This window comes from Pseudomonadota bacterium (genome assembly GCA_018817425.1).
In the GTDB taxonomy this organism is placed as follows: Bacteria; Desulfobacterota; Desulfobacteria; order Desulfobacterales; family RPRI01; genus RPRI01.
Genome location: JAHITX010000139.1, coordinates 37,627 through 48,394, shown reverse-complemented (window position 1 = coordinate 48,394; position 10,768 = coordinate 37,627). Strand labels below are relative to the sequence as shown.

Here is a 10,768-nt window from a genome sequence, read left to right as displayed (position 1 = left end):
TGTAGGATACTGTATGATATGAAACGACTATGGGCATTGGAGTCTGCGAACTAAACAACCCCCTTGCCCCCTTTGTTAAGGGGGAATTGATGTTGATTTATCTACGTGGAGATCATGTGAATTCCAAATGCGGTTACCCTGATAAATATGCTTCTTTCCATTGACGATAATTCAATATTCTGTTAGTTTACTGGTAGTAATATTTGCATTATAAAATTAATAACACACCAAATGAATTAAAATGTGCTTATAAGCAGAAGTGTGTAGATAATAGTTGTTTATTTTTTAATAAGGTATCAATGCGTATGGAAGAAGAATTAAATATAAAACGAATTTGCGTAATAGACGGCCAGGGTGGCGGAATCGGAAGCGCAATCATTAAAAGACTGAGGGAAGTTGTTGTTGATACAATTGAAATTCTTGCTCTTGGCACAAATGCCATAGCAACATCTCAAATGTTAAAAGCCGGAGCAAATCGTGGAGCATCAGGTGAAAACTCAATAGTTCATACCGTAAAACAGGTTGACATTGTTATCGGACCTATAGGGATAATTCTCGCAAACGCCATGATGGGTGAGGTAACACCTCAAATTGCACAATCTGTTTCGTCTTGCAGTGCAAGAAAGCTTCTGCTTCCGCTTTCTCAGGAAAATGTTGAAATAATCGGGGTTTCTTCTTCTCCGCTTCCCCATATGATTGAAGAAATGATAGATAAAAATCTTAAAGGGGTTACAAAAAAACAAGCTTTAAGCAACATCAAATATTAGTCTGGTGTAAATATTTTGTTTTAAGTATGCCAGGCAAAGGAATATGGACTATTAAAAAGATATTAAAGGAAGGTTAAAATGTGCGAAGCCAATGCATATCTTATAGAAGAGAATGACAATAAACTTATAATGGAAGCAGTTGATAGTGTTGAGCCTGAAGGTGATGGAATCAGACTTGTCAACATATTCGGAGATCAAAAATTCATAAAAGCCAGGGTGCACTCTCTATCACTTGTAGATCATAAAATATTTCTAAAACCTCATAATTCGTAATGAAAATTCTTGTAGCCAAAACAGCGGGCTTTTGTATGGGTGTTAGAAGAGCAGTTGAAATGGCTCTTGATATGCCCAATAAGTACAAATGGCCGATATTTACTTTCGGGCCGCTTATCCACAACCCACAGGTGCTTGATCTTTTGCGCGAAAAAGGCATTACAGTTATCAAGGATATTCCTGAAAAAGGGTCAGGTACTGTGCTGATAAGGGCTCATGGGGTACCGCCAGGCACAAAAAAAAGTCTTAAAAATTCAGGTTTTAAGGTAATTGATGCTACTTGTCCCCGTGTTATTAAAGTACAAACTATAATCGGTAAACATGCAAAAGATGGGTATACCTCCATAATCATCGGGGATAAAAATCATCCGGAAGTAATTGGTCTGCTCGGGTATGCCAGAGGTCACGGATATGCTGTCGCAAGCATTGAAGAGCTTGAGGCTCTTCCCGAATTTGAGAAGGCAATAGTTGTCGCCCAGACTACACAAAACATCCATTTTTATGAAAAAGTAAAGCAATTAGTTGCAAGTAATTACCCTCATTTTAAGCTTTATGATACTATCTGCAACTCAACATCCATGAGGCAAGCTGAAGTAAAAGAACTTGCAGAACAAGTTGATGCAATAGTTGTAGTTGGGGGACATAACAGCGGAAATACACAAAGGCTTACAGAAGCAGCTATACAGGCCGGAAAGCCGGCTTATCAGATTGAAACGGAATCCGAGCTTGACCTGGCATCTCTTTCTTCTGCCAAAAATATCGGAATAACAGCAGGTGCTTCTACACCAAACTGGTTGATTAAAAGAGTTTACAGATCTTTAGAAGATCTTTCATATAACAAGGCGCGTGGCTGGCGCAAGCAACTTTACAATATACAATATTCTTTGTTTATAGGAAATATCTATGTATCTATAGGAGCCGGATGTCTTTGTTATGCAAACATCAAACTGCTGGGTGCTTCAAATTATTTTCCATATGTGGTTATGTCAATGCTTTATATTTTTTCAATGCATGTAATAAACAATCTTATAGGCATGAACGCCGATTATTACAATGATCCGGACAGAGCGGTTTTTTACAACAAGTATAAAATACCACTTGCCTTTCTCGCAATTTCGGCGGGAGGTGCAGGCATTTTAACTGCATATTCTATAGGTCTTACTCCATTTATTGTTCTTTCATCTATCAGCATAATGGGTCTTTCCTACAATTTGAGGATTATCCCGGAAAAAATAACAAAGGGCAAATACAGAAGCATAAGAGATATCCCAGGCTCTAAAACAGTTCTGATTTCTGCTGCATGGGGTGTTGTAACTTCACTTCTGCCTGCCTTGTGTTTAAAAGCCAGCCCCGGAATTATTCTGGTTTTCACATGGTCTGTGTGCATGGCTTTTGTGAGAACCTCCTTTTTTGATATTCTTGATATGCAAGGCGACCGCATTGTAGGCAGGGAAACAATTCCAATAATCATAGGAGAAGAACGCACTATACGCCTTTTAAAGGCTATTCTTATTTCGATGGTTGCGCTTTTGCTTGTATCGGGTGCATTTAATATTATCACAAATCTTGGTTTTATTCTTTTTCTATGTCCTTTATCTTTGTTTTTGATTCTCTTAAAACATATTGAGGGCTATATGCTTTCAGGAACGAAGCTGGAATTTCTTGTAGAATCTCATTTTATAATTGCAGGCATAATAGCTTTGTTGTGGCCGTTTGCCTGAAAAATATTTTCTTCTATTCCAAAGCCCCGGCAATGGCATCCAGCTTTTCCCAGCGCTTATAAGCAGCTAAGATTTCCGTCTCAATTACTTTCAGGCGTTTTGTAATGGCATCGATTTCAACTTTATCTTTTTTGTAAAAAGCCGGATCTGACATATTGGCGAAAAGCTGCTTTTGTTCAGTTTCCAATTCGTCGATTACCCGTGGCATGATTTCTAAGTCCCGTTGCTCCTTAAATCCCAGTTTGCGGGGTTTTTCCGGTTTGTTTTTTAAAACACGGGGCTTTGATGTTTTATTTTCCTGTTTGGGTAAAGACTCTATAACCTGGCGTTGGGCCAGCCAGTCATCATAACCACCGGGGTATTCACGCACTGTGCCGTTTCCCTCAAAGGCAAAAGTGCTTGTGACCACGTTATTTAAAAAGCTACGGTCATGGCTTACAAGCAAAAGGGTTCCTGTGTAGTCTAACAGCAGATCTTCTAAAAGCTCCAGTGTTTCTGCATCCAGATCGTTTGTTGGCTCATCCATAACAAGTAAATTGGCCGGTTTGGCAAACATCTTTGCAAGCAGCAGGCGATTTTTTTCACCACCGGAAAGGATGTGTACCGGTGTACGAGAACGTTCGGGAGGAAATAAAAAATCCTGAAGATAGGAAATCACATGGCGGTTTTGTCCATTAAATTCTATAAAATCATTTCCTTCGCCAATATTTTGAACTACGGTTTTGTTTTCATCAAGCAAAAGTCGCAATTGATCAAAATAGGCTACCTGAAGCTTGGTGCCGTGACGGATACTGCCACTATCCGGAGCGATTTCGTTAAGCAGTATTTTAAGCAGGGTGGTTTTACCCGAACCATTGGGACCAATAAGCCCTATTTTATCCCCTCTCATAATTACAGTGCTAAAACCCTTGATATATGGCACATCGGCATAAGAAAATAAAATTTCTTTGGCTTCGATGACCAGCTTGCCACTTCGTTCGACATCCTGGGTCTTCATGTTCGCACGGCCAATTTGTGCCCGGCGCGCCCGAAAAGCTTCCCGCAATTTTTGTAAAGCACGAACGCGTCCTTCGTTTCTTGTCCGGCGGGCTTTTATGCCCTGGCGAATCCAGACCTCTTCTGCCGAAAGCTTTTTGTCGAATCGCCTGTTTTGGTTTGCCTCGCTTTGGGCATCTTCTTCTCTGCGTTTTAAATAAGTATCATAATTGCAGGCGTAGGAGATCAAGCGGCCTCGATCCAGCTCAAGAATGCGGTTTGCGATTCTTTTTACAAATGCCCGGTCATGGGATACAAAGAGCAAGGTTTGAACGTTTTTGGCAATATAGTCCTCCATCCAGACGATAGTGTCGATATCCAGATGGTTGGTGGGTTCGTCCAAAAGAAGTATATCGGGTTGCCGGATCATGGCACGGCAAAGCATTGTACGGCGTTTCATGCCTGCGGAAAGAGAGGCAAAATCCAATTCTGGATCAAGCCCTGCACGCGCCAGCAAATCTTCGATTTGAGGTGCCAACACCCATCCATTGGCAGCATCCATCTGATGCTGTAGCGTTTCGTACAGGGAAAGGTGCTCAGGGTTATCTGTCACAAGGTTGTCGGATAAGCGGCGGTACTGGATAAGAGTTTCGCCTTTATGTCCCAAGCCAAGAGCTACCATATCGAAAACAGAGCCTTCGGATTGGCAGGGTACTTCCTGCTCTAAAATAGCTGTGGTCGCACCCTGCTGGAATCTGATTTCTCCGCTGTCTTGCAACAGACTGCCGTTTATAAGCTTGATCAGGCTCGATTTGCCTACACCGTTTCGCCCGAGCAGGCAGATACGTTCGCCCTTTTCAATTTGCAGGCTTACTTTGTCGAGTAATGGTGTACCTCCCAGGCCCCAACTCACATCCTGCATGCTGATTAACGCCATAGGATATTATCCTTGAAACCTAAAGTTGCAAAAATACCAGCATCCTTTGATTTCGTCTGGTTTTTATAATGCAAATCAGGCCTATATATTTGTTTATCATCAGTATAACGCATTATTAATCACTTTTTGGTATTATATCATTATTTGTTTTGGTCATCTTTTCGAAGATTTTCGTCAGATCAAAGCCAAAATACCGCAAACACATCAAAAGCAGCAAAGCGGCACCTCCTTCATCTAAATTCCCTACAAATGGAATATTGTCAGGAATAATTTCAATTATTCCGACGCCGATATTAAGAAGATAGAGAAGCGATATAAGACCTAAACATGCTACAATAATCTTTTTCATCAGGGTTCTTTTCCCTTTATTTATATTTAAATTCAAAGCCTTAACCTACCATTCCTGTTTGAATTTCAGTAAGCATACAAACGAGTGATCGCATGATACCTTATGTGATAAGGAAAAAGCAAATATTGCTTCTCATTATCACTTTTGATATGCTGGTTTACAAATGAATGCATGTAAAAATATATTCTTTGTTTGTTTTTTGCTGTTGCTTATTTCAGGGTGTGCTGCAAAATACGGGATAGAAACAGATTCTACAGCCAGGTATAATGAAACTGTTGAAAACCGTAAGCTTAAAGCAGGTGATCTGGTTTTTTTTGATCCTCCGCGGTATAAAAGACATGTAGGAATTTATATCGGAAAAGGAGAATTTGCCCACACTTCAAGCAGCAAAGGGGTAACTGTTTCCAGGCTTTCCAATCCTTACTGGAAAAAACATTATCTGAAATCACGCCGGATACTCCAATGATTCAAATTACAGATCAAATATCAATTTCAGAAGATGAAATAAAAGAAGAATTCATTCAGGCTTCGGGACCGGGCGGTCAAAATGTTAACAAGGTGGCATCTGCCGTCCAGCTCCGCTTTAATGTAAAAAACTCTCCTTCACTGCCCGATGATGTGCGCAACAGGCTCATTCAGATTTCAGGAAAAAAAGTTTCATCTGAAGGCATACTTATAATAAATGCCAAACGATTCCGCGACCAGATAAAAAACCGAAAAGATGCAACAGACCGCCTTGTTAAATTAATACAAAAAGCAGCTGAGATACAAAAGAAGCGTATCAGAACAAATCCATCCATTGCTTCAAGAAAAAAACGGCTCGAAGCAAAGCATCGCCGAAGCACAATAAAAAAAATCAGAAAAAATGTTCCTTCGGCAGAAGAATACTAGAACTCAAAATCCACAACAATAGTACTGTCACTCATCTCTTTAATCACTCCACCCACTTCCTGATGCATCGGGTGCACCGTGTATTTACCCAATGAATCCAAGTCCACAAAAACAGATACTATAGCAAAATCGTAAGATCTTTCGGAGTGCAGAACATCACATCCAAATTTATAATATGTGATCTCCGGAATTTTTTCGGATAAAGCTCCCAGCTTTTTTTCAAGTTTATCTATCTCATTTTTACCAACTTCTTTTTTAAACTTTATTACAACAACATGTTTTATCATATACTTTCCTTTCAACTATTTCAGATACACTCTTTTTACGCGATCCGAAACCGATGTTACGATCTCATAATTAATGGTTGTTTGTCTGGCTGCTTCATAGGTTGCTTCATAGCTGACTTTGAACCCGGCAGCAACATCTTTTATTTATGTAATTACTGCTTTAAGAGACATGGTATGCAATAGAGAGCAATATTTTTCACGTTTTATAATTGCGCACGTTTAAGTCTGAGCGAATTACTAATCACGGAAACTGAGCTGAAGCTCATTGCTGCTGCAGCTATCATTGGAGACAACAGTATTCCAAAGAATGGGTACAACACTCCAGCGGCAATTGGAATACCCACCGTGTTGTAAACGAAAGCAAAGAATAAATTCTGTCTGATATTACGCATGGTGGCCCGGCTTAATCGTCTGGCTCTGACGATACCCCGCAAATCGCCTTTGACTAAAGTGACGCCAGCGCTTTCAATTGCCACATCAGTACCTGTACCCATGGCAATACCGACTTGGGCTTGCGCCAGTGCAGGGGCATCATTAATGCCATCGCCTGCCATGGCAACGATATGGCCATCTGCCTGAAGCTGCTTAATGAGTTCGGCTTTTTGTTCAGGCAATACTTCGGCATGTACCTGGTCGATCCCCAGTTTGCCGGCAACGGCTTTTGCGGTGGTTTTGCTGTCACCGGTAAGCATCACTACCCTGATACCTTCTGCATGCAAATCACGAATGGCTTCGGCTGTCGAGTCTTTGATGGGGTCAGCAACGCCGATTAAACCCGCTGCTTTGCCATTAATGGCAATCAACATCACTGTATTACCTTCGATGCGTTGTTTGTCCGCTTGTTGTGATAAGTCGCCCATGTTGATACCTATGCTTTCCAGCAGTTTTACGTTACCTGCTGCCACCGTATATCCATCAACTTCGCCCGTAACGCCTTTTCCTGTAATAGACTTGAAGCTATTGGCCTTAACCAGCTCAATTCCCTTTTCTTCCGCTCCACGTACGATCGCTTCCGCCAACGGGTGCTCACTGGCGCGTTCGAGGCTTGCGGCTATACGTAATATTTGATCATCTGAAAACCCAGCTTCTGCCTGCACAGCGACCAGCTTTGGTTTGCCTTCGGTCAGCGTGCCGGTCTTGTCCACAACCAGGATATCGACTTTTTCCATGACCTCCAACGCTTCGGCATTCTTGAGCAAGACTCCGGCCATAGCGCCCCGTCCCGTTCCCACCATGATAGAAACAGGTGTAGCAAGTCCCAATGCACATGGACAGGCGATTATAAGCACAGCAACGGCATTAACAACGGCATGTGCCAGACGAGGCTCCGGTCCCCACATCCACCAGGCGATGAATGCAACCACGGCAACGCCAACCACCGCGGGTACAAAATAACCTGCCACGACATCTGCCAATTTCTGAATTGGTGCTCGTGAGCGTTGTGCTTCGGCCACCATATTAACAATTTGTGCCAGCAAGGTATCGGAGCCGACTTTTTCCGCCTGCATCAACAAACTGCCCGTTCCGTTAACCGTCGCGCCGATGAGTTTTTCACCGGCCGACTTTCCCACAGGAATGGGTTCACCTGTAACCATGGATTCGTCTACGTTGCTTTCACCGTCAATGACCTTACCGTCTACAGGCACTTTCTCGCCGGGACGAATACGCAAGATATCGCCTGGTTGTACCTTTTCAAGTGAAATATCTTCTTCCGTTCCATCATTTCGTACGATGCGTGCCGTATTCGGAGCGAGGCCGAGCAACATCTGAATGGCCGCATTGGTCCGTGAGCGGGCACGTAATTCAAGTACTTGTCCCAAAAGCACCAGGACAGTAATCACGGCTGCTGCTTCAAAGTAGACAGCTACCAAGCCATCTTCCATCTGCATGACGGGAGGGAAAATCCGTGGAAACAATAAAGCCGTTACGCTATATAACCATGCTACTGAAACACCCAGTGAGATCAAGGTAAACATGTTGAGATTCCATGTCTTGATTGATTGCCAGCCTCGAACAAAAAACGGCCACCCTCCCCATAATACAACAGGTGATGCCAGCGCAAATTCAATCCATTGAACCGTTTGCATCGAAATCCAATTGGGTAACCAGGCAGGCATCAAATCAGCAATCATGGCCAGGAAAAAGACCGGTAAGGCCAGTACGGTGCAGACCCAAAAGCGACGGTTCATGTCGATTAGTTCTTCATTTTTTTCTTCACCGCTGACTGTAACCGGTTCCAGAGCCATACCACACTTGGGGCAATTACCGGGATGGTCTTGCATCACTTCAGGATGCATGGGACAGGTGTACCCGGTTTTAGCTGCTGCTGCTTTCATTGGTTCCAGAGCCATACCGCACTTTGGACAACTGCCATGTCCCTGCTGTTGAATTTCAGGGTGCATGGGGCAAGTGTAAATTAACTCGCCATTTGTTTCGGAAGATGGTGAGCTTTCCTTATCCAGATATTGTTGCGGATGTTCTTTAAATTTATGGAGGCAATGCTCACTGCAGAAATAATACTGCTTGTCTGCATAAAGGTAATTGTATTCGGAGTCACTTGATACACTCATGTTGCAGACAGGATCTTTATGCTGATTTTTTTCTGAAATTAGTTTTGTGCTCATATCTCTGCCTCCCTTGTGGTTTGGTTAACTCAGGTCAGCAACGGGGGTGTAACGTCAGAAAGACCCGGCGCGATAGACCTGTTGGCGCAAGCCCGGCATGAGTTCATTTATAGCTATCAACACTCAATGCACATCTGAACCCAACCTCCGGAAAAGCTTCCCACGGGTAGCTTTCATTTTGGATAACCACGCCATTTGAAGTCAATTTGTCGACGGTTATACTGAAATAAGGCGTCTTTGTATCATTGGAATTTATTTTTGCCGACCATAGTTTGGATGGTGTATTGCTTAAATCTGTTTCTACCGACGATTCATTTCCGTTGCCCATACTGGTCATGTTATGAGATTGCATTATATTTTTGGAATTATCGTAAACCGGTTCGGTCTTTTCTTTTTTCCTAATCTTTCTCAAAGGCGACCAGTCGTTTTTTATCAGATACGCCAACTCATTTTCAGTTAACAGCCGTTTCCCATAATATTCTGCGTAAGCCATAGCGCCATACCAGGTTACCCGAACAACTGAGTTGGCAGCTCTTTGCGGATCACGCAAGTGAAACATATTGTGCTGGTAAATGATCTGTTCATAAGGTTTTGTTCCATCACCCATATAAAACCAAATTTCTTCATTTTGTTTAACAAGTCCATTTTCAACATTCAAACGTTTCTTTACAGCATTTAAAAATTCTACATAGTTAAAATAGGTCACTTCGAATTCATCTATGTAAAAAGATTGTACTTTGGAAGTACTATTTTTTGAATTGACTGCTTCAGCATCTGTAGCAAAATCACCTCCGTTTATAAGTTTCATATTAATACCATCATAACCCAACAGTTCTTTTGGTTTTAATTGTATAGGGTACGGTTTGAACATAGGAGTTTTAAATGTATGGTTTTCTGCGTTTTCGCTGATTTCGGATGCTTTTTGTTTTATTCCCGGCTCGCCGATTAAGTGCCAAATACTCATTGAAATAATAGATGCAATCGCTATTATCACCCCTGTCCATATCCATTTAGGTTGATAAAATCCGGATTTTACAGTCTTGTTTTTATCCCCGTTAAATTCTTTTCTTTGTTTATCCGCATTTATCAGATCCAGAAGGGAATTATACAATTCAGAAACTGATTGAAAGCGATCTTCTTTTTTTTCAGCCGTTGCTTTCTGGATTACCAGGTTTAATTCCTTGAAAAATTCCTTTTCCGGATTATTTATACTTGCTTGTCTAAACGGAATAACGCCCTGATTCATTTTGCCGCATACTGCTTCATAAAGGATTTTTCCTAAGGAATAGATGTCCGCCTGATTGCCTGCCATTCGAAAATCCATAAATTGTTCCGGTGACATATAGGCAGGTGTTCCCATGCTATCTACTGAATGAGTTACAGGTTTCCATCGGTTGGATCGAGCCAATCCGAAATCAGCGATTTTAGGTATATTATCATCCATAAGTATGTTTTCAGGTTTAATATCCCGATGCACAATACCATTATCATGAAGTATCTTAACCCCGTCCAAAACCTTCAAAAAGTACTTATCCAGCCAATTAATGACTTGTTCAGTATCATCATCAGGGTAGAACCCTTCTTCCGGCATGGCATAACGAAATGTGGCGCCGGGAATATATTCCATAACAATAAATTCAACAAATGTATCATCTTTTGCCAGATCTGCTAATCCTGAACCATAGTCATAGATTTGAAGAATATTGGGATGCCGAATTTGAGCTAATGCTTGCACTTCCCTGCGAAACCGGCACAAAGCGGCTTCCATCATTTCGTCATCATCAAGGGTTTGCAAAAGCTCCTGGGAGATAACTTTGATGGCTACATCCCTGTTTAAATTAAGCTGATGAGCCCGGTAGACTTCACCCATCGCCCCTTTTCCGATAAATTCCAATATCACCCACTTATCATTCAGGACAGCGCCGATTTTAAATAATTTCATTT

10 protein-coding genes are annotated in these 10,768 nt (G+C 41.8%); 5 read left to right on the top strand and 5 right to left on the bottom strand.

Features of this window, described 5'->3' with window-relative positions:
- The first annotated feature begins 299 nt into the window (after positions 1 to 299).
- The 3 genes from KKC46_22775 (at position 300) to ispH (ending at position 2,761) form a co-directional block, all read left to right on the top strand.
- Positions 300 to 767 carry a DUF3842 family protein gene (locus tag KKC46_22775; GenBank protein ID MBU1056628.1) on the top strand — a complete coding sequence of 156 codons (468 nt, stop codon included), beginning with the start codon at positions 300 to 302 and terminating at the stop codon, positions 765 to 767.
- Between the two features lie 78 nt (positions 768 to 845).
- A complete protein-coding gene (locus KKC46_22770) occupies positions 846 to 1,040 on the top strand; it encodes a CooT family nickel-binding protein (protein MBU1056627.1) in 195 nt (64 codons plus the stop codon).
- Complete coding sequence (ispH, locus tag KKC46_22765; GenBank protein ID MBU1056626.1) at positions 1,040 to 2,761, top strand: 4-hydroxy-3-methylbut-2-enyl diphosphate reductase; 1,722 nt, start codon at positions 1,040 to 1,042, stop codon at positions 2,759 to 2,761. Before KKC46_22770 ends, ispH begins: the two co-directional genes overlap by 1 nt.
- A 13-nt stretch (positions 2,762 to 2,774) precedes the next feature.
- Here ispH and KKC46_22760 read toward each other — a convergent pair whose 3' ends face one another.
- Positions 2,775 to 4,673 (bottom strand): ATP-binding cassette domain-containing protein, encoded by a 1,899-nt coding sequence (locus tag KKC46_22760; GenBank protein ID MBU1056625.1) that lies wholly within the window; start codon positions 4,671 to 4,673, stop codon positions 2,775 to 2,777.
- A gap of 115 nt (positions 4,674 to 4,788) precedes the next feature.
- Positions 4,789 to 5,022 carry a DUF1232 domain-containing protein gene (locus KKC46_22755; protein ID MBU1056624.1) on the bottom strand — a complete coding sequence of 78 codons (234 nt, stop codon included), beginning with the start codon at positions 5,020 to 5,022 and terminating at the stop codon, positions 4,789 to 4,791.
- Between the two features lie 163 nt (positions 5,023 to 5,185).
- Here KKC46_22755 and KKC46_22750 point away from each other — a divergent pair, with 163 nt between their 5' ends.
- Positions 5,186 to 5,488 carry a C40 family peptidase gene (locus tag KKC46_22750; protein MBU1056623.1) on the top strand — a complete coding sequence of 101 codons (303 nt, stop codon included), beginning with the start codon at positions 5,186 to 5,188 and terminating at the stop codon, positions 5,486 to 5,488.
- Positions 5,485 to 5,913, top strand: a complete 429-nt coding sequence (gene arfB / locus KKC46_22745) for an aminoacyl-tRNA hydrolase (protein ID MBU1056622.1) — start codon at positions 5,485 to 5,487, stop codon at positions 5,911 to 5,913. The genes KKC46_22750 and arfB overlap by 4 nt, the downstream gene beginning before the upstream one ends.
- On the opposite strand, the gene KKC46_22740 is transcribed toward arfB, so the two are convergent.
- The 3 genes from KKC46_22740 to KKC46_22730 form a co-directional block, all read right to left on the bottom strand.
- The gene (locus KKC46_22740; protein MBU1056621.1) at positions 5,910 to 6,200 is read right to left on the bottom strand and encodes a Dabb family protein; all 291 of its coding nucleotides are present in this window, start codon (positions 6,198 to 6,200) and stop codon (positions 5,910 to 5,912) included. The two genes, arfB and KKC46_22740, sit on opposite strands and share 4 nt — an antisense overlap.
- Positions 6,201 to 6,403: 203 nt before the next feature.
- On the bottom strand, positions 6,404 to 8,824 hold the full coding sequence (locus KKC46_22735) for a heavy metal translocating P-type ATPase (GenBank protein MBU1056620.1): 2,421 nt from the start codon (positions 8,822 to 8,824) through the stop codon (positions 6,404 to 6,406).
- A gap of 103 nt (positions 8,825 to 8,927) precedes the next feature.
- Positions 8,928 to 10,766: a protein kinase gene (locus tag KKC46_22730; protein MBU1056619.1), complete on the bottom strand. Its 1,839-nt coding sequence runs from the start codon at positions 10,764 to 10,766 to the stop codon at positions 8,928 to 8,930.
- Positions 10,767 to 10,768: the final 2 nt, after the last annotated feature.